General features: G+C 60.2%; 19 protein-coding genes and 1 pseudogene. 8 read left to right on the top strand and 12 right to left on the bottom strand.

Annotated features, from left to right (window positions below; genetic code table 11):
• Nucleotides 1-148 precede the first annotated feature (148 nt).
• From JFT85_RS14070 to JFT85_RS14045, 6 genes are all read left to right on the top strand, one after another.
• Nucleotides 149-1,924, top strand: a complete 1,776-nt coding sequence (locus JFT85_RS14070) for a glucan biosynthesis protein G (RefSeq protein WP_069550951.1) — start codon at nt 149-151, stop codon at nt 1,922-1,924.
• Nucleotides 1,917-4,487: a glucans biosynthesis glucosyltransferase MdoH gene (gene mdoH / locus JFT85_RS14065; RefSeq protein WP_053253926.1), complete on the top strand. Its 2,571-nt coding sequence runs from the start codon at nt 1,917-1,919 to the stop codon at nt 4,485-4,487. The genes JFT85_RS14070 and mdoH overlap by 8 nt, the downstream gene beginning before the upstream one ends.
• Before the next feature lie 186 nt (nt 4,488-4,673).
• A complete protein-coding gene (locus tag JFT85_RS14060) occupies nt 4,674-5,474 on the top strand; it encodes a transporter substrate-binding domain-containing protein (RefSeq protein ID WP_053253927.1) in 801 nt (266 codons plus the stop codon).
• 211 nt (nt 5,475-5,685) lie between these two features.
• Nucleotides 5,686-6,483: a transporter substrate-binding domain-containing protein gene (locus tag JFT85_RS14055; RefSeq protein ID WP_053254192.1), complete on the top strand. Its 798-nt coding sequence runs from the start codon at nt 5,686-5,688 to the stop codon at nt 6,481-6,483.
• A gap of 145 nt (nt 6,484-6,628) precedes the next feature.
• On the top strand, nt 6,629-7,588 hold the full coding sequence (locus JFT85_RS14050) for an amino acid ABC transporter permease (protein WP_069550841.1): 960 nt from the start codon (nt 6,629-6,631) through the stop codon (nt 7,586-7,588).
• The gene (locus JFT85_RS14045) at nt 7,581-8,315 is read left to right on the top strand and encodes an amino acid ABC transporter ATP-binding protein (protein ID WP_053253929.1); all 735 of its coding nucleotides are present in this window, start codon (nt 7,581-7,583) and stop codon (nt 8,313-8,315) included. The genes JFT85_RS14050 and JFT85_RS14045 overlap by 8 nt, the downstream gene beginning before the upstream one ends.
• Nucleotides 8,316-8,320: 5 nt before the next feature.
• Here the strand turns inward: JFT85_RS14045 and JFT85_RS14040 are convergent, their stop codons facing one another.
• The 12 genes and pseudogenes from JFT85_RS14040 to ubiE all read right to left on the bottom strand — a co-directional run bounded on the left by JFT85_RS14040 (nt 8,321) and on the right by ubiE (nt 18,493).
• Entirely contained in the window at nt 8,321-10,228 is a 1,908-nt protein-coding gene (locus tag JFT85_RS14040) for a methyl-accepting chemotaxis protein (protein WP_201230005.1), read from the bottom strand.
• 172 nt (nt 10,229-10,400) lie between these two features.
• A complete protein-coding gene (locus JFT85_RS28740; RefSeq protein ID WP_375232767.1) occupies nt 10,401-11,114 on the bottom strand; it encodes a methyl-accepting chemotaxis protein in 714 nt (237 codons plus the stop codon).
• Nucleotides 11,115-11,258: 144 nt separating this feature from the next.
• A pseudogene (locus tag JFT85_RS28735) lies at nt 11,259-12,317 on the bottom strand (methyl-accepting chemotaxis protein); the annotation flags it as partial.
• 186 nt (nt 12,318-12,503) lie between these two features.
• Nucleotides 12,504-13,211: a 16S rRNA (uracil(1498)-N(3))-methyltransferase gene (locus JFT85_RS14030; protein ID WP_069550844.1), complete on the bottom strand. Its 708-nt coding sequence runs from the start codon at nt 13,209-13,211 to the stop codon at nt 12,504-12,506.
• Entirely contained in the window at nt 13,208-13,999 is a 792-nt protein-coding gene (tatC, locus tag JFT85_RS14025; RefSeq protein WP_053253933.1) for a twin-arginine translocase subunit TatC, read from the bottom strand. Before tatC ends, JFT85_RS14030 begins: the two co-directional genes overlap by 4 nt.
• A complete protein-coding gene (gene tatB / locus JFT85_RS14020; protein ID WP_053253934.1) occupies nt 13,996-14,415 on the bottom strand; it encodes a Sec-independent protein translocase protein TatB in 420 nt (139 codons plus the stop codon). The genes tatC and tatB overlap by 4 nt, the downstream gene beginning before the upstream one ends.
• A 10-nt stretch (nt 14,416-14,425) precedes the next feature.
• On the bottom strand, nt 14,426-14,704 hold the full coding sequence (locus JFT85_RS14015; protein WP_012721795.1) for a twin-arginine translocase TatA/TatE family subunit: 279 nt from the start codon (nt 14,702-14,704) through the stop codon (nt 14,426-14,428).
• Between the two features lie 25 nt (nt 14,705-14,729).
• A complete protein-coding gene (locus JFT85_RS14010) occupies nt 14,730-15,062 on the bottom strand; it encodes a phosphoribosyl-ATP diphosphatase (protein ID WP_053253935.1) in 333 nt (110 codons plus the stop codon).
• A gap of 2 nt (nt 15,063-15,064) precedes the next feature.
• The gene (gene hisI / locus JFT85_RS14005; protein WP_012721796.1) at nt 15,065-15,457 is read right to left on the bottom strand and encodes a phosphoribosyl-AMP cyclohydrolase; all 393 of its coding nucleotides are present in this window, start codon (nt 15,455-15,457) and stop codon (nt 15,065-15,067) included.
• A 41-nt stretch (nt 15,458-15,498) separates the two neighbouring features.
• Nucleotides 15,499-17,103, bottom strand: coding sequence for a ubiquinone biosynthesis regulatory protein kinase UbiB (gene ubiB, locus JFT85_RS14000; RefSeq protein ID WP_053253936.1), 1,605 nt, complete (start codon nt 17,101-17,103; stop codon nt 15,499-15,501).
• Nucleotides 17,100-17,723, bottom strand: coding sequence for a ubiquinone biosynthesis accessory factor UbiJ (locus JFT85_RS13995; protein ID WP_053253937.1), 624 nt, complete (start codon nt 17,721-17,723; stop codon nt 17,100-17,102). Before JFT85_RS13995 ends, ubiB begins: the two co-directional genes overlap by 4 nt.
• Nucleotides 17,723-18,493, bottom strand: a complete 771-nt coding sequence (gene ubiE / locus JFT85_RS13990; protein ID WP_003171186.1) for a bifunctional demethylmenaquinone methyltransferase/2-methoxy-6-polyprenyl-1,4-benzoquinol methylase UbiE — start codon at nt 18,491-18,493, stop codon at nt 17,723-17,725. Before ubiE ends, JFT85_RS13995 begins: the two co-directional genes overlap by 1 nt.
• Nucleotides 18,494-18,637: 144 nt before the next feature.
• On the opposite strand from ubiE, the gene JFT85_RS13985 reads away from it, so the two are divergent.
• Together JFT85_RS13985 and JFT85_RS13980 are read left to right on the top strand one after the other, a co-directional pair.
• Nucleotides 18,638-18,913 carry a polyhydroxyalkanoic acid system family protein gene (locus JFT85_RS13985; protein ID WP_053253938.1) on the top strand — a complete coding sequence of 92 codons (276 nt, stop codon included), beginning with the start codon at nt 18,638-18,640 and terminating at the stop codon, nt 18,911-18,913.
• A 105-nt stretch (nt 18,914-19,018) separates the two neighbouring features.
• Nucleotides 19,019-19,441 carry a phasin family protein gene (locus JFT85_RS13980; RefSeq protein ID WP_053253939.1) on the top strand — a complete coding sequence of 141 codons (423 nt, stop codon included), beginning with the start codon at nt 19,019-19,021 and terminating at the stop codon, nt 19,439-19,441.
• Nucleotides 19,442-19,450: the final 9 nt, after the last annotated feature.

The following is a 19,450-nucleotide window of genomic DNA, read 5'->3' as shown; positions in this document are numbered from 1 at the left end:
GTTTGGTCCATTTTTGACTTAGGTAGAGACTTGTCCGTCGACCATTGGGGAATCATTTTGACCCAGGGGAGTCGGAACAATGCTCGCCAACCTGGCATATAGATAGCTGGCCGTTGGTTTTTTGATCTGTTTTCGGCGAGGGTTGCTCGTGATTGTTAGTCCCTGTAATGCACCAAAATTGTCTGCCAAACGGTTACGAAACGCACTGGTAACGGGCTCTGCCCTGTTTTGCCTGTTCGGCGCGGGTCAACTGTGGGCATTCAGTCTGGATGATGTGTCGGCCAAGGCAAAAGAGCTGGCCGGGCAGAAATACGAAGCTCCGCGCAGCAATCTGCCTAACGAATTTCGCGAAATGAAATTCGCCGACTATCAGAAGATTCGTTTCCGTAACGAAAAAGCCGAATGGGCCGATCAGAACACGCCGTTCAAACTGTCCTTCTATCACCAGGGCATGCACTTCGACACGCCGGTGAAAATCAACGAAGTGACCGCCGACAGTGTTCATGAAATCAAGTACGACCCGACGCGTTTCGATTTCGGTGACGTGAAATATGATCCAAAGTCCACCGAACAACTGGGTTATGCCGGTTTCCGTGTGCTTTACCCGATCAACAAAGACGACAAGCAAGACGAAATCATGACCATGCTCGGCGCCAGCTACTTCCGCGTCGTCGGCAAAGGCCAGGCCTATGGCCTGTCCGCCCGTGGCATGGCGATCGACACTGCATTGCCGTCCGGCGAAGAGTTCCCGCGTTTCACCGAGTTCTGGATCGAGCGTCCAAAACCGGGCGAAAAACAGCTGGTGATCTTCGCCCTGCTGGATTCGCCACGCGCGACCGGCGCCTATCGCCTGACCCTGCGCCCTGGCACCGACACCATTGTCGACGTCAAGTCGCAGATGTTCCTGCGCGACAAGGTCACCAAGCTGGGCATTGCCCCGCTGACCAGCATGTACCTGTTCGGCGCGAACCAGCCGTCGAAAGTGCTCAATTACCGTCGTGAACTGCACGACTCCAGCGGTCTGTCGATCCATGCCGGCAATGGCGAGTGGATCTGGCGCCCACTGAACAACCCTAAACACCTGTCGGTCAGTAACTTCAGCGTCGAGAACCCGCGTGGTTTCGGCTTGCTGCAACGTGGCCGCGACTTCAGCCACTACGAAGACCTGGACGACAACTACGACAAGCGCCCAAGCGCCTGGATCGAGCCTGAAGGCGACTGGGGCAAGGGTTCCGTCGACCTGGTAGAGATTCCGACCGCCGACGAAACCAACGACAACATCGTTGCGTTCTGGAGCCCGGCCGAACTGCCGAAAGTCGGCGAGCCGCTGGACGTCAGCTACCGCCTGCACTGGACCATGGACGAAAAGGCCCTGCACCCGGCCGACAGCGCCTGGGTCAAGCAGACCCTGCGTTCCACCGGTGACGTGAAGCAATCCAACCTGATCCGTCAGCCTGACGGCAGCGTGGCCTACCTGGTGGACTTCGAGGGCCCGGCCCTGAAGAACCTGCCGGCGGACGCCCCGGTTCGCAGCCAGGTGAGTGTTGGCGACAACGCCGAAATCGTTGAAAACAGCGTGCGCTACAACGAGCACACCAAAGGCTGGCGCCTGACCCTGCGCATGAAGATCAAAGACGCAGGCAAGCCGACTGAAATGCGTGCGGCGTTGGTTGAGGACATCGTCAAACCTGAGCCTGAGAAGGTCTCGACCCAGGTGCTCAAAGCCGACAAGCTGTTGGCCAAGCAACACGAGAAACAGGCCAAGAAAGACGCGAAAGAAGCTAAAGACGCCAAAGACGCGAAAGACAAGGACGCCAAGCAGCCAGAAGCGGCCTCAGCCACTCCACTCTCTAACCCAGATCCGGCCAAGACAGAACATGTCCTGACCGAGACCTGGAGCTATCAGTTGCCTGCCGATGAGTAATTCTCAAGCCACGCCCGAGACGCTCTCCGAGTACCTGGCGCACCTCCCGATGACTGCAGAGCAGCGCGCCGAACTGGCGGGCTGCACTTCCTTCAGCGAGCTGCACCAACGTTTGTCGTCCGCAACCTTCGACGCACCAACCGACGCTGCCCAAGCGTCGGTTGGCCGTCGGCTGACCCTCAACACGGCTGAAGAGCTGCAAGATGCAGAAATGCTGGCACTCGATGCCAGTGGCCGTGTCTGCCTGAAGGCCACGCCGCCGATCCGTCGGACCAAAGTGGTGCCCGAGCCTTGGCGTACCAACATCCTGGTGCGCGGCTGGCGCCGGATGACCGGTCGCACCAACCCTCCGGCACCGCCGAAGGACGAGCGTGTATTGCCAGCGGCTCGCTGGCGTACCGTGGGTTCGATCCGTCGCTATATCCTGCTGGTGCTGATGCTCGGCCAGACCATCGTTGCCGGCTGGTACATGAAAGGCATCATGCCGTACCAGGGCTGGTCGCTGGTCGACTTCGACGAGATTCGCAATCAGACCCTGCTGCAAACCGCCACCCAGGTACTGCCTTACGCCCTGCAAACCAGCATCCTGATCATGTTCGGGATCTTGTTCTGCTGGGTTTCGGCCGGTTTCTGGACCGCGCTGATGGGCTTCCTCGAACTGCTCACCGGTCACGATAAATACCGGATCTCCGGTAAAAGTGCCGGCGACGAGCCGATTCCGAAAGATGCCCGCACCGCGTTGGTGATGCCGATCTGCAACGAAGACGTGCCCCGGGTATTTGCCGGTCTGCGTGCGACGTTTGAGTCGGTAGCCGCCACCGGTGACCTGGATCGCTTTGATTTCTTCGTCCTCAGCGACAGTAACGAAGCCGATATCTGCATCGCCGAACAACAAGCCTGGCTTGATGTGTGCCGCGAAGCCGGTGGTTTCGGCAAGATCTTCTATCGCCGTCGTCGCCGTCGCGTGAAGCGCAAGAGCGGCAACCTTGACGACTTCTGCCGTCGTTGGGGCGGTGAATACAAGTACATGGTGGTCCTCGACGCCGACAGCGTGATGAGCGGCGAATGCCTGACCAGCCTGGTGCGCCTGATGGAAGCCACGCCGGATGCCGGGATTATCCAGACCGCGCCACGGGCGTCGGGCATGGACACCCTGTATGCGCGCATGCAGCAGTTCGCTACCCGCGTCTATGGCCCGCTGTTTACGGCTGGCCTGCACTTCTGGCAGTTGGGTGAATCGCACTACTGGGGCCACAACGCCATCATCCGCATGAAGCCATTTATCGAGCACTGCGCCCTCGCGCCGTTGCCGGGTAAAGGGGCGTTTGCCGGTGCGATTCTGTCCCACGACTTCGTTGAAGCAGCGCTGATGCGCCGTGCCGGCTGGGGCGTGTGGATTGCCTACGACCTGCCGGGCAGCTATGAAGAGCTGCCGCCGAACCTGCTGGACGAACTCAAGCGTGACCGTCGCTGGTGCCACGGTAACCTGATGAACTTCCGCCTGTTCCTGGTAAAAGGCATGCACCCGGTACACCGTGCGGTGTTCCTGACCGGCGTGATGTCGTACCTGTCGGCACCGTTGTGGTTCTTCTTCCTGGTGCTGTCGACAGCGTTGCTGGCGGTGAACACCCTGATGGAACCCCAGTACTTCATGGCGCCACGCCAGTTGTACCCGCTGTGGCCGCAATGGCATCCGGACAAGGCGGTGGCGCTGTTCTCCACCACCATTGTGTTGCTGTTCCTGCCTAAATTGCTGAGCATCATCCTGATCTGGGCCAAGGGCGCGAAAGAGTTCGGCGGCAAGTTCAAGGTGACCTTGTCGATGCTGCTGGAGATGTTGTTCTCCATGCTGCTGGCCCCGGTGCGGATGATCTTCCACACCCGTTTCGTGCTCGCTGCGTTCCTCGGCTGGGCTGCGACCTGGAACTCGCCGCAGCGTGACGACGACTCCACGCCATGGAGCGAGGCGGTCAAGCGCCACGGTCCACAAACCCTGCTTGGCTTCCTGTGGGCGCTGCTGGTGGTGTGGTTGAACCCAAGCTTCCTGTGGTGGCTGATCCCGATCGTGGGTTCGCTGATGCTGTCGATTCCGGTGTCGGTGATCTCCAGCCGGGTCAAGCTGGGCCTCAAGTCCCGCGACGAGAGCCTGTTCCTGATCCCCGAGGAATACAATCCGCCGCAAGCCCTGCTGTCGACCGAGAAGTACACCCACGAAAACCGTTGGCACGCCCTCAATGACGGGTTTGTGCGTTCGGTGGTCGACCCGCAGCAAAACGCCCTGGCCTGCGCCCTGGCGACCTCGCGTCACCGTGAGGCGGAGCCGATCGAGCACCTGCGTCAGGAACGTGTTCGCCACGCGTTGAAAGTCGGCCCTGCCGGCCTCAACAATGGCGAGCGCCTGGCGTTGCTCAGTGACCCGGTGGCCCTGGCTCGTCTGCACCAGCAGGTGTGGAACGAAGGCCACGCCGAGTGGCTCGGCGCCTGGCGTGAATCGATCAAGGCTGATCCGCACGCGCCATTGCTGCCGCTGCAACCGCTGTCGTCCCAGGCCCAACTGGCCTGATTCAGACGCCCCCGAGGGTTCACCTCGGGGGCGTTCGAAGCGCTGGTCCTACAGCGTTTCACGCTTCTTCCTCTTAGCTCTAACCCCTTGTTATTTCGAAACAAAAGACCTTTGTTCGAGACGTATTGCCGTGCCTTTTGCTGGGGTAGGATCGCCCCCCATATTGACGAGGCCGCGGGGGGATTCATGATCAACAGGTATTATTCGGCATGGCTGATCGGCGTTGCCGCATTGGCGTGTGTCGGCTGGGTGAATGCTGGCGCCCTGGAGGATGCCGTTCGGCGTGGCGTGCTTAAAGTCGGCACCACGCCCACCTACGTGCCCTTTGAAATGACGGATAAACAGGGGCGTATCGTCGGCTTTGAAGTCGATTTGCTCCAGGCGATGAGCCAAGCCTTAGGGGTCGAGCTGGAGTTGGTGGCGGTGCCCTATACCGAGTTGCTGCCGGGCCTGATGGCGAAAAAGTTTGACCTGATTGGCAGCGGCATGACGGTGACGCAGGAGCGCAACCTTAAACTCAATTTCAGCGACTCCTTTATCGTGGTGGGCCAGACCGTACTGCTGCATCCGAGCCTTGCGGGCAAGGTTTCCAGCATAGAAGACCTGGACGAAGCGGGTTACCGGATCGCCGCCATTGAAGGCACTACGGGGGAAGCCGCGGCGCAACGTTTTCTGGGCGCCGCTCGCCTGCGCAGTTTCGCCACGCCGGAAGAAGGCGTGCGGGAGGTGGTGGAGGGCAGGGCCGATGCTTTCATTCATGACGCGCCCTACAACCTGATTGCGATGGCCAGGCCGGAAAACCACACACTCTTTGCACTTGAGCAGCCGTTTACCTTTGAGCCCCTGGCGTTCGGCCTGAAAAAAGGTGATTACGACAGCCTGAACTGGATCAACCATTTCCTCAATCAAATAGCGCAGGACGGCACCTACGATCAGTTGCATGACAAGTGGTTCAAGGACACCACCTGGGTGGGGGAGATGGACTGATCGTCATAACTGTTTACACATCAATCAGTTGCCTGCGCACGTGTCTACGCCCGTGCTTCTCTGCACCGTTGTAGGGCTTTTCCGACATACGCCGATAACATTTACCTGTGAAACCTTTGTGACGGGCAGCGAGTGGGTTAGGATCGCACCCCGAAATGGTGCAGCCCTTTTGCGCGCCGACCTTACAAGCAATGGTTCAGGGGACGTGATGATGAAAAAGTATCTTTCGAGGCTGATGCTCGGCGTCACCGCGCTGGTCGCCGTCACTGCAGCGCATGCTGGCGCCATCGACGATGCGGTCAAGCGCGGCACGCTGAAAGTCGGCATGGACCCGACCTACATGCCGTTCGAAATGACCGACAAGCGCGGTGAAATCATCGGTTTCGAAGTCGACATCCTCAAGGCCATGGCCAAGTCCATGGGCGTCAAACTGGAGCTGGTCTCCACCGGTTATGACGGCATCATCCCCGCGTTCCTGACCGGCAAGTTCGACATGATCGGCAGCGGCATGACCCTGACCCAGGAGCGCAACCTGCGCCTGAACTTCAGCGAACCCTTCATCGTGGTCGGCCAGACGTTGCTGATTCGCAAAGACCTGGAAGGCACCATCAAGTCCTACAAAGACCTGAACGACGAGAAATATCGCCTGACCTCCAAGCTCGGCACCACCGGTGAGATGATCGCCAAAAAGATGATCTCCAAAGCCAAGTACCACGGCTATGACAATGAGCAGGAAGGCGTGCTGGACGTGGTCAACGGCAAGGCCGATGCCTTTGTGTATGACGCTCCGTACAACGTGGTTGCCGAGAAAAAAGTCGGCAACGGCAAGCTGGTGTTCCTGGACGAGCCCTTCACCTTTGAGCCGTTGGCGTTCGGCCTGAAAAAAGGCGATTACGACAGCCTCAACTACATCAACAATTTCCTGCATCAGATCCGTAACGACGGCACCTACGATCGCCTCCATGACAAGTGGTTCAAGAGTGCCGAGTGGCTCAAGGACATGGAATAAGCCAGGCTGAATACCGAGTCGCGCCTTTCGCGAGCAAGCCCGCTCCCACACTTGACCGCATTCTCATGTTGGAACTCGGTCAAGTGTGGGAGCGGGCTTGCTCGCGAAAGCGGCCTGACAGGCGACATCAATCCCGGAAGCTGAAATGAAACAGAAAAAAGCCCAATGGCCCTGGCACCTGCTGACTGTGGCCGTGCTGGTTGGCCTGGCTGGCGCGTTGTACTACGCCACCTCGCTGATGTCCTACGAGTGGCGCTGGAACCGTGTGCCGCAGTACTTCGCCTATCAGGCGGAAACCTCGCAACGTGCCGCCGACATCTCCACCGTCATTGAACTGGTGCGCAACGGCGACGTAGCCCACGTGACGCTGCGCAATGACGCCGGTGCCGAACAAACGCTGACGGTTGCCGACAATAGCCTGCAAGTGGCGCGCGGTGACGACGTGGCTGAAGGCGATGTGATCGGCGTAACCCGGCATTGGGCGCTGGGCCCGCTGATGTGGGGCTTGTGGACCACCTTGTGGCTGTCGGTCATCTCCGGAATTCTGGGGCTGGTGATTGGCCTGGCGACCGGGTTGTGCCGTCTGTCCAGCAACCCGACCCTGCGCGATCTGTCGACGATCTACGTCGAACTGGTGCGCGGTACGCCGCTATTGGTGCAGATTTTTATTTTCTATTTCTTCATCGGAACGGTGCTTAACCTGTCCCGGGAATTCGCCGGGATCGCCGCGTTGTCGCTGTTCACCGGCGCGTATGTGGCGGAAATCGTCCGCGCCGGCGTGCAGTCCATCACCCGTGGCCAGAATGAAGCCGCACGGTCCCTGGGTTTGAGTGCCAGCCAGTCGATGCGTCACGTGGTGTTGCCGCAAGCGTTCAAGCGCGTGTTGCCGCCGCTGGCCGGGCAATTTATCAGCCTGGTGAAGGACACGTCGCTGGTGTCGGTGATCGCGATTACCGAGCTGCTCAAAAGCGGCCGTGAAGTCATCACCACCTCGTTCTCGCCGTTTGAAATCCTGTTCTGTGTGGCAGGACTGTACCTGTTGATCAACCTGCCGCTGTCGAAAATGGCCAGCCGGCTTGAGCGGAGGCTCGCGCAAAGTGATTGAAGTCCGCGATCTGGTAAAAGTCTTCGACACCCGTGGCCACGTGGTGCGCGCGGTGGACCACGTCACCACCCAAGTCGCCAAGGGCGAAGTGCTGGTGGTGATCGGCCCTTCGGGGTCGGGAAAATCCACCTTTCTGCGCTGCCTTAACGGGTTGGAGGCGTTTGACGCAGGCTCGGTGAGCATCGACGGCCTGCAACTGGCCGACCCGAAAACGGATGTGAACGCCTATCGCCGCGAAGTCGGCATGGTGTTCCAGCACTTCAACCTGTTCCCCCACATGACCGTGCTGGAAAACCTCTGCCTGGCGCAAAAAGTCGTGCGCAAGCGCGGCAAAAAAGAGCGCGAAGCCAAGGCGCTGGCACTGCTGGAAAAAGTCGGCATTGCGCAAAAGGCCAACGAATTCCCCTCGCGTTTGTCCGGTGGTCAGCAACAGCGGGTGGCGATCGCCCGTGCGTTGGCCATGGAACCCAAGGTGATGCTGTTTGATGAGCCCACCTCGGCGCTGGACCCGGAAATGGTCGGCGAAGTGCTGGACGTGATGAAGACCCTGGCTCTGGAAGGCATGACCATGGTCTGCGTCACCCACGAGATGGGCTTTGCCCGCGAAGTGGCGGACCGGGTGTTGTTCTTCGACCATGGCAAGTTGCTGGAAGACGCCTCACCGGCGCAGTTCTTCGAGGCGCCGAAAGACCCGCGGGCCCAGGCCTTTCTGCGCCAGGTGCTGTAACGGTTTCACACCCTGAACTTGCCCACCCAACCCTGCAAGTCCGAGCCCAGGCGCGCCAGTTCGACACTGGCCGCTGCGGTCTCCTGACTGGCGGTCGAGGTCTGTTCCGACACATCCTTGACCTTCAGCACGCTGCGATTGATCTCTTCGGCCACTGCGGTTTGCTCCTCGGCAGCGGCGGCAATCTGAGGGTTCATCTCCTGGATCACCGAGACCGTGCGAGTGATATTGGCCAGGGCGTCCCCCGCGCGGCGGGTCAGTTGCACACTGTTATCGGTGAGGCTGAGACTGTTGTCCATGATGTCGGCGACCTGCTGTGTACCGCGTTGCAGGCTGCCGATCAGTTCTTCAATTTCCTCCGCCGACTGCTGGGTGCGTTGCGCCAGGCTGCGTACCTCATCGGCAACGACCGCAAAACATCTGCCGGCTTCACCGGCGCGAGCGGCTTCGATGGCAGCGTTGAGGGCCAGCAGGTTGGTTTGCTCCGAGACCGACTTGATCACCTCCAGCACACTGCCGATCTTCTGGCTTTCCTGCCGCAGCCCTTGCATGGCCTGGCTTGAGTGAGCCATCTCTTGGGCCAGGTGTTCGATATGAGTAATCGCCTCGGCCACCACCTGGTCGCCCGCGCTTGCCTGTTGATCGGCTTCAGTGGCAGCGTTCGAGGCTTGCTCGGCGTGGCGTGCAACTTCCTGGGAGGTGGCGAGCATTTCACTCATGGCCGTGGCCACTTGTTCGGTTTCCTGTTTCTGCTCCTCGACGCCAGCGCGCGAATGTTCGGTCACGCTGGACAACTGCTCGGCAGCGCTGGCGATCTGTCGCGCACTGTCGCCGATGCCCCCGATCAAGCCGCGCAGGTTGAGCGTCATTTGCCCGATGCTGCGTTGCAGCTGCCCCAATTCATCGCGGCGAGTGGTGGTGATGTCCTGGCTCAGATCGCCCTCGGCGACTCGATTGGCAGCCAACAGCGCATGGTGCAGCGGTTTGACGATCTGCATGGCGATCAGCCACGCGGCCAGTGCGCCCACTAACAGTGCCGCTGCGGTGACATTGAGCAGCAAGGTGCGAGCGATGCCCGCTTCTTTATCACGTTTGGCGGTTTGGTCCTGGCTCAACAGGTCGCTTTCCGTGAGCAACTGATCCAGCCATTGCTCAAGCTGGTTCTGGGTGGTCTCGGTGGTGAGCTGGGCGTCCTTGAGCCGCGCCAATTGCGTGCGATAGTCGAGCAACGCGCTCTTAAGCGCGACGTTGTTAACGGGCAGTGTCATCACGGTGGCCTCTGCGCGGTCGAGTGCCTGGATCGATTCATCGACGCCTTTGGCGTAACTGTCCAACGAAGCCGCAGCCCAGGCGGGGTTGCGCGCGCGGTCTTCGGCTTGCTCCATGGCTTGCCGCAGTTGCTCTACGGCATCGAGGGCTCTTTCGTCGTCCTGATTGGGCAGGTCACTGGACAACTGCGCCAGCACGTCGCTGGCCTGTACCGCGCCAAGCTTGAGCTGTTCCTGCGCGGTTTCGCGCTGTTTGATCAAATTTTCCAGGCCACCCAAGGCGGTTTTGAAGCCGGTCGCAAAGCGGCGGCTTTGTTGCAACTGCTGTTGATTGATCGGGTCGGAAAAACGCGGCGAAAGCGTCACCAACAGGCCGTCGATTTTTTCGATATGCAAACCAATTTTGACCAGGCTCGCCGGGTCGCTGAGGGTTCGGTAAACGATACGATCGGCGCGCAGCTCTTCGCCGACGACCGCCAGTTGCGAGAGGATGGTCAGCTTCTGAGAGCGTGCGAGCGAGGCGTCCAACGCTTGCCAGCCCGTGGACGCGATGACCAGGCTAAGACAGAGCACCAGGCCAAAGCCCAGGGCAAGTTTGAGGGTGATGCCGAGATTGCCTAACAGGCGGGTCAGTGGACGAATCATGGTAAACCTCCAACGAATCAAAAGGAGCGTTTCGACGGTCCGGCTGACAGCGGCCAGGGAAGTTGAAACGCTCCTTTTATTCGGCGCTAGGTGTGTAATCCACGACCTGAAAAGCGCGTAGGAAATTTCACAAGCTGTGAGGGCGACGGCCATGATGGCCGTCGCGACGGGATCAAACCTTGAAGCGGCCGACCAGGGTTTGCAGATAAATCCCCAGGCGCGCCAGTTCCGCACTGGATGCAGCGGTTTCTTCACTGGCCGAAGAGGTCTGTTCAGAGACATCACGCACATTCAGTACGCTGCGGTTGATCTCTTCGGCCACGGCACTTTGTTGCTCGGCGGCGGTAGCAATCTGCGAGTTCATCGCCTGAATGGTCGAAACCGTGCGCGTGATATTGCCCAGTGCGTTACCGGCACGCCGGGTCAGCTCGACGCTGCTGTCGGTGAGGCCACGGCTGTTGTCCATGATGGCCGCGACCTGCTGGGTGCCGCTTTGCAGGCCGACGATCAGTTCTTCGATCTCTTCGGTGGACTTCTGGGTGCGCTGGGCCAGGCTGCGTACCTCATCGGCCACCACGGCAAAGCCACGTCCGGCTTCACCGGCACGCGCCGCTTCAATGGCGGCGTTGAGTGCCAGCAAGTTGGTTTGCTGGGCCACCGATTTGATCACGTCGAGCACGCTGCCGATCTTGTCGCTTTCGCGTTTCAGATGGCCCATGGCCTCGGTGGAATTGCCGACCTCGGTGGCCAGGCGCTCGATCTGGGCGATGGCTTCGCCGACCACCTTGTCACCCTCGCGCGCTTGCTGATCCGCCGCGACAGCCGCCTCCGAGGCTTCCTCGGCGTTGCGTGCCACTTCTTGCACAGTGGCGGCCATTTCATTCATGGCGGTGGCCACCTGGTCGGTCTCGATCTTCTGGCTGTTGACCCCGGCGCTGGTCTGCTCGGTCACGGCGGACAGTTGTTCGGCGGCGCTGGCGATCTGGGTGACGCCTTCACTGATGCCTCCAATCAGCGTGCGCAGCCCGAGGCTCATGCTTTGCATGGCGCGTTGCAGTTGGCCCAGTTCGTCCTGGCGCGTGGAGTTCAGGTTGTGGCTCAGGTCGCCGGAGGCGACGCGCTCAGCGACATTGAGGGTCTGGTTCAGCGGAATAACGATCTGACGGGTGATGGCCCAGGCGGCGACGATGCCGAAGATCAGCGCCAGCACGGTGGCCAGCAGCAACAGTTGCTTGGCGTGTGCGGCATCGGCATCGCGCACGGCAGTTTGGGACGTGGTGAGTTTCTCACTGTGGCCCAGCAGGATATCGCCTTGGGCGATCATTATTTTCAGGGCCGCAGCGCTGGCGACCTGGGAGTCGCGGTATTGGCTGACGGCGCCGCGGTAGGCCTGCAGGGAGGTGCTGGCCTCTTGCAGGTTGGCCTGATACTGGGCCGGCAATTGGCCCTGGAGTTCGGTAATTTTCTTCAGGGCATTGTCGATAGCGTCCAGGGCCGGCTGTTCGGCCTCCGTCTTGCCGCTGTAGGTGTAGCCGCGAACCTGGAAGCGTGATTGCTGGATCAGCTTGCTCAGATCGACCACGCTGTTGAACTGCGTGATGCTATCGCCTTGCAGCAAGGCGGCTTCGATCTCCTTGATCTTGGCCACGGCGTTGTCGGCGGTGTCGCCGAGCTTGCTGCGGGCGCCTTCGCGCTTCAGACCCGCCTGCACCATGGTGGCGAAGGCCTTTTTGTATTGGTTCAAGGCCTCCAGTTGCTGTTCTACCAGGGCCTTGTCATCGGGTTGCTCGATCAGGGTTTGGGCCGTTTTCAGGCCGTTGTCCAGCTGCGTGAGCAGGCCGGTGACCGCGTCCGTGCCCTGTTCGCCGCGACGCATGTCAAAGTCCAGACGCGCCAGGCGCAGGTCTTTGGTCAGGCCGTTGAGGCTGGAGATGAAGCCCAGTTTGTCGCCGCGATTGATCACATCGCCCAGGCCGGTCCAACCCGTGAAGGTGATCAACAGCGTCAGGACCAGCACCAGGCCAAAGCCAATGCTCAGCTTGCGATTGACGCTCACATTCCCGAGTTTTTCGGCTAACCAACGATACATACGGCGAACTCCCTTTGAACAAGGCTTGGACTTATTCAGAGGCTATCGGCCGTGTAGGAAGATTCTGTAGCGACGCCAATCCACTGTGGGAGCGGGCTTGCTCGCGATAGCGGTGTACCAGTGGCAGATAGTCTGACTGATCCACCGTTATCACGGGCAAGCCCGCGCCCACAGGGTTTGGCGTTGTTAGAAGAGGCGGGCGAGCAGGGCGGTGACGGCGGTTTCTACGCGCAGGATTCGTGCGCCAAGTTGCACCGGTTGCAAGCCGGCCTTGGCCAGCAGGTCCACCTCGTAAGGAATCCAGCCACCCTCCGGGCCGATAGCCAGGGTCACAGGCTCATCCAGGCCACGGGGGCAGGCCGGGTAATCACCGGGATGGCCGATCAGGCCCAGGGTGCCGTCGGTCATGGCGGGCAGGCGATCTTCGACAAACGGTTTGAAGCGTTTTTCGATAATGATGTCGGGCAGGACGGTGTCCCGTGCCTGTTCCAGGCCAAGGATCAGTTGCTCGCGAATCGCCTCGGGCTCCAGAAACGGAGTTTGCCAGAAGCTCTTTTCAACCCGGTAACTGTTGACCAACACCACCTTCGGCACGCCCATCGCGGCCACGGTTTGCAGCACCCGGCGCAGCATCTTGGGGCGTGGCAGGGCGAGCAGCAGGGTCAGCGGCAGCTTGGCCGGCGGCGGTTGTTCAAAGCTGACTTGCAGCTCGGCTTCGCTGGCTTCCAGGCGCAGCAGTTGCGCATTGCCCATCAGCCCGCCGATACGCCCGACGCGCAGGTTGTCACCCACCGCAGCGCGGTGGACTTCCTGCATGTGCACCAGGCGCCGATCACGCAATATGACCCGGTCGGCCGCGATAAAGTCGGCCTCTTCAAGTAGCAGCAGGTTCACGGCTGCGTCGCTGGCGGCTGGTCGTCGTCGACGGGTTGGTCATCCGGGTGGTCGCCACGCTTGCTGATCAGGCTGCCAAACAGGATGCCGATCTCGAACAGCATCCACATCGGCACGGCCAGCAGGGTCTGCGAGAAGATGTCCGGCGGCGTAAGGATCATGCCGACCACGAAGCAGCCGATGATGACGTACGGGCGGATTTTCTTCAGGTATTTGACGTCGACCACACCGATCCACACCAGCAGCACCACGGCCACCGGGATTTCGAAGGCCACGCCGAAGGCGAAGAACAGCGTCATCACGAAGTCGAGGTAGCTGGTGATGTCGGTCATCATCTCCACGCCGGCCGGGGTGGCGGCGGCGAAGAATTTGAAGATCAGCGGAAACACCAGGAAATAGGCGAAGGCCATGCCGGTGTAGAACAGCAGGATGCTCGACACCAGCAGCGGCACCGCGATGCGCTTCTCATGCTTGTACAGGCCCGGTGCGATAAAGCCCCAGATCTGATGCAGGATCACCGGAATCGCCAGGAACAGCGAGACCATCATGGTCAGCTTCAACGGCGTCAGGAACGGCGACGACACGTCGGTGGCGATCATCGTCGCGCCGGCCGGCAGGTACTGGCGCAGCGGCGTGGAGACGAAGGTATAGATTTGCTGGGTAAAGGCGAACAGCCCGGCAAAGATGATGAAGATGGCCGCTACGCAACGCAGCAGGCGGGTACGCAGCTCGGTGAGGTGCGAAACCAGCGGCATGTGATGGTCGTCTTCCGGTTTATCAGCGCTCATGGGGCTCGCGGCGGCAATGTAGGGTCATGGGGAGCGGGCGACGCAACGGGCGTCGGCGCTGGCTCGGTCGGGGTGTGAGCGGGCGGCGTGGGGGTGTGTTCCACCACCGGCGCAACGTCGGCCACGGGCGGTGGCGCGATGCTGTGCTCGGCCGGTTTGGTCGGCTCTTGCACCGGCGACAGAATCTTCCGCGCTTCCTGCTCCAACGACAGAATATGTTCGTTGTGCAATTGGCGGCGGATTTCGTCGGCGCCGATTTCCCGTTCAACTTCCTGTTTGATGGCGTTGAAACTGCGTTTCAGGCGCCCGATCCAAAGGCCGGCCGTGCGTGCGGCACCGGGCAGGCGTTCCGGCCCCAGTACCAGCAGGGCCACGAGGCCGACGAGGAGCAGTTCAGAGAAGCTGATACCAAACATTAGTCAGTGCTCACGAGTCTTTGCGGGTCGGCTCTTCGACTTTTTCGGCTTGCACGTCGAAAGTCCGACGCTCGGTGATCGGCTGGGTCGCCTGCGGGTGCACAGGCTGGGCCGGAGGTACCGGGTTGACGACCGGGTCAGCGGGCTTTTCATCATCGTTCATGGCTTTACGAAAGCCCTTGATCGACTCGCCCACGTCGGTGCCCAGGTTCTTGAGTTTCTTGGTGCCGAACACCAGAACGACCACCACGAGAATGACGATCCAGTGTTTCCAGTCAAAAATGCCCATGCTGCAATTCCTCTGTAAAAGTTATTCAGGCGGACGGGCGCGAGGCCTTTTCGACGTGCCCGGACAAGCCGAAGCGACGGTCCAGTTCATCCAGCACGGCCTGTGGATGCTGCCCCAGTTGGGCGAGCATGACCAGGCTGTGAAACCATAAGTCAGCGGTTTCGTAGATCACATCGCTGCAATCACCGCTGATCTGTGCGTCTTTGGCGGCGATGATTGTCTCGATGGATTCTTCGCCGAGTTTTTCCAGAATCTTGTTCAGGCCCTTGTGGTACAGACTGGCGACATAGGAGCTGTCGGCGTCCGCGCCTTTACGGTCTTCCAGCACTTGGGCCACACGGTTCAGGGTATCGCTCATGTTCAATGTCCTGCCGAGTAAATGGCGTGCGGGTCTTTAAGCACCGGTTCCACAACCTTCCATTCGCCATTCTCGAACACGCGATAGAAGCAGCTGTGACGGCCGGTGTGGCAGGCGATGTCGCCGATTTGCTCGACCTTGAGGATCACCACGTCGGCGTCGCAGTCGATGCGCATCTCGTGCAGGGTTTGCACGTGCCCGGACTCTTCGCCCTTGCGCCACAGTTTGCCACGCGAACGTGACCAGTAAATGGCGCGCTGCTCAGTGGCGGTGAGGCTCAGGGCCTCACGGTTCATCCAGGCCATCATCAATACGCGCCCGGTCTTGTAGTCCTGGGCAATGGCCGGCACCAGGCCGTCACTGTCCCACTTGATCTCGTCCAGCCAGTCTTTCATGTTCGGCTCCGGCAATTTGCGACAGTGTATAACCGGATGGGTTATCGACGCACGATCAGATAAACACCCACGGCGACCATGATGCCCGCCGGCCAATGCCCCAATTGGTTCAGCGGCCCGCCAATGGCCAGCATCACGCCGCCGACCAGGTGCGCAGCACCCAGCAGGCGCAGGAACCAGTCGTCCTTGCGCGTTTGCCAGGGCGGCGCAGGGTCTTTGGCGTGGGGCTGTGACATGCGCTCCAGCAGGTCGCGGGTCATGTTGGCCAGGTGCGGCAGTTGCTCCACTTGGCTTTGCAGGTTGCCCAGCAGGGTTTTCGGGCTGACGCGCTCGCGCATCCAACGTTCGAGGAACGGCTGCGCGGTATTCCACAGGTCGAGGTCCGGGTACAACTGACGGCCCAGGCCTTCGATGTTGAGCAGGGTCTTTTGCAGCAATACCAGCTGCGGCTGCACTTCCATATTGAAGCGGCGCGCGGTCTGGAACAGGCGCATCAGCACCTGGCCGAATGAAATATCTTTTAACGGTTTTTCAAAGATGGGTTCGCACACCGTACGGATCGCCGCTTCGAATTCGTTGAGCTTGGTTTCCGCCGGCACCCAGCCCGAATCAATGTGCAACTGCGCCACGCGGCGATAGTCACGCTTGAAGAAGGCGAACAGGTTACGCGCCAGGTAATCCTGGTCTTCCGGGGTCAGGCTGCCGACGATGCCGCAGTCGATCGCAATGTACTGCGGGCTCCACGGGTTCACGGTGCTGACAAAGATGTTGCCGGGGTGCATGTCGGCGTGGAAGAAACTGTCGCGGAACACCTGGGTGAAGAAAATCTCCACCCCGCGTTCGGCGAGCATCTTCATGTCGGTGCGCTGGTCGGCCAGGGTGGCGAGGTCGGTGACCTGCACGCCGTAGATGCGCTCCATCACCAGCACTTTCGGGCGGCACCAGTCCCAATACACCTGGGGCACGTACAGCAGGGGCGAGCCTTCGAAGTTGCGCTTGAGCTGGCTGGCGTTGGCGGCTTCGCGCAGCAGGTCGAGTTCGTCGTAGATGGTTTTTTCGTAGTCGGCGACCACGTCCACCGGGTGCAGCAGGCGCGCATCGGCAGAGAAACGTTCGGCGGCGCGGGCGAGGATGAACAGCCACGCCAGGTCCTGGCCGATGATCGGCTTGAGGCCCGGGCGAATCACCTTCACCACCACTTCTTCGCCGGTCTTGAGCTGCGCGGCGTGCACTTGTGCGACCGAGGCCGAGGCCAGTGGGTCGATGTCGAAGCGGCTGAACACTTCGCTGATCTTCTTGCCCAACTGCTCTTCGATCAGCTTCATCGATTGCTGGGAGTCGAAGGGCGGTACGCGGTCCTGCAACAGCATCAGTTCGTCGGCAATATCTTCCGGCAGCAGGTCGCGCCGCGTGGAGAGGATCTGCCCGAATTTGATAAAGATCGGCCCCAGGTCCTGCAACGCCAGGCGCAGGCGCGCGCCACGGCTCAGCTCCAGCGGCTTGCGCGGGAACCAGCGCCACGGCAGTACATAACGCACCGCCAGCAGAAACCACGGCAAGGGCAGGGCGAACAGCAGGTCATCGAGGCGGTAGCGGATTACGACGCGCTGGATACGAAACAAACGGCGGACGGCGAGCAGCTTCATGCGTTATCGCTTGGATCAAGGGACCGGCTCAGGCGCTCGAAGCGCGCCTCAAGGCGTTCCAGGTCGATTTTGGCCTTGTCGAGTTCGCGAAAGCGCGCTTGCGCTTCCCGTTGCCCAACCAGGGTGCGCGATTCTTCGCTCAGGTATTCGGCGAGGTTCTGGTTGAGGCTGGCGAACCCCTGCTGGTACCAGCGCGAGCGGCTGCGCAGGTGCCCGCTGATCAGCTGGGTGGCGACGGGGCCGATCCAGCGCGACAGCTCGTATTCCCAATCCAGTTCCAGGTCCTGCAGCACGGCGGCCAGGTCCATCAGCACCGCGCTGTCGCCTTCCAGCTCCACTTCTGGGCTGTGCAGGATGGCGGTTTTATGGCGACTCAGCGCCAGGTGCAACAGGCTCGACGCCGGCGCACGCAGGGTGCAATCGGCCTCGGCGGCCCAGGCGCTTGCGAGCAGCAGGCCTTCATCGCTGGGCAGGATAAACAGCTGCAAGGCGGGGCTGCGGCAATCGACGGCAATGATTTTGCCGTTCAAGTGCGCGAGCCGCGCCAGGGCGGTGCTGTCCAGGCGCAGCACACGGTTGAGGCCGTGTTCAACGCTGGCGAGAAGACCGGCGAACAGCATCAGGGCTTGATACCGCGATGCAGGGCGACGATACCCGAGGTCATGTTGTGGTAAGTCACGCGGTCGAAACCGGCTTCTACCATCATCGACTTGAGGGTTTCCTGGTCGGGGTGCATGCGGATCGATTCAGCCAGGTAGCGGTAGCTTTCGGCGTCGTTGGTGATCAGCTTGCCCATCAGCGGCATGAAGGCGAACGAGTAGGTGTCGTAGACCTTGGACATCAGCGCGTTGGTCGGCTTGGAGAACTCCAGTACCAGCAGGCGGCCGCCCGGCTTGAGTACGCGCAGCATCGAGCGGATCGCGTCCTCTTTATGGGTCACGTTGCGCAGGCCGAAGGCGATGGTCACGCAGTCGAAATGGTTGTCCGGGAACGGCAGCTTTTCCGCATCGGCCTGGACGAACTCGATATTGCCGGCCACACCTTTATCCAGCAGGCGATCGCGGCCGACCTTGAGCATCGAGCCATTGATGTCCGCCAGCACGACCTGGCCGGTAGGGCCGACGAGCTTGGAGAATTTGGCCGCCAGATCGCCCGTACCGCCGGCGATATCCAGCACGCGGTTGCCGGTGCGTACGCCCGACAACTCAATGGTGAAGCGCTTCCACAGGCGGTGCATGCCGCCCGACAGCACGTCGTTCATCAGGTCGTACTTGGCGGCTACGGAGTGGAACACCTCAGCGACTTTTTCCGCTTTCTGGCTTTCCGGGACGTTCTTGAAACCGAAGTGAGTGGTGGGTTCGGCATCGCTGCCTTTGCGCTGATCAGTCATATCGCTGTCACCAAAAGAGAATGCGGGACATGATAATCCCCAAGGCCTGCTTTGTCTTGGCAAGGCTGAAGGTAAGATAGACGGTCACCGAGACCTTTTGCCGCATGGCAGGTGTTCCAGTCGCTATAAAGAGGAGTCATAGCAATGGCCCGTATTACCGTTGAACGTGCACACACCCTGGGTAAGGACGGCGCGCGCGCGAAGGCCGAGAAGTTGGCGAACAAACTCAAGGAGCAATATGGCCTGGAGCCATCGTGGTCCGGCGATACCTTGAACCTCAAGCGTTCGGGGGTTAAAGGCACTGTGTTGGTTGCGGATGATTCGTTGCGTATTGATGTGGAACTGGGACTGTTGATGTCGGCCATGAGTGGCACTATCAAGTCTGAAATCGAGAAGGCCCTGGATAAGGCATTGGCCTGATCGCTGTGTTCTTAGGGTGCCGATTCTAATTTTTCACCCTACTTTGTGCCCAAGCCCTCAACTCCTGCGGGCCGTTCCTCGACCCTAATCTGCGTGAGGTGCACCATGGCCAAAGTTATTTTGAAGAAAAAAATCGACGTTCAGTCTACCGCTCTGAGTGACGTTAAAAGCTATGCCCGCAAGATCTGGCTGGCGGGCCTTGGTGCCTATGCCAAGGTCGGCAGCGAGGGTGCCGAGTACTTCAAAGAGCTGGTTAAGTCTGGTCAACATGTTGAAAGTAAAGGCAAAAAAGTTGTGGTTGAACAACTTGATGCCGCCAACAGTCAGATTGACCAAGTAAAGAGTAATGTCTCAAGCGTCAAAGGCCTGGTTGAAGTTCAACTGGATAAAGTTGAAAAAGCTTTTGACACGCGTGTTGCAAGTGCCTTGAATCGAATCGGCATTGCGTCTAAACATGACGTTGAGACACTCTCTGCTAAGCTCGAAGAGCTGACGGCATTGCTAGAACGTGTCGCGCGTAAACACTAAGGAGACATC

This window comes from Pseudomonas sp. TH04 (genome assembly GCF_016651355.1).
Lineage (GTDB): Bacteria > Pseudomonadota > Gammaproteobacteria > Pseudomonadales > Pseudomonadaceae > Aquipseudomonas > Aquipseudomonas fluorescens.
This window is presented reverse-complemented; position numbering and strand designations above follow the sequence as displayed.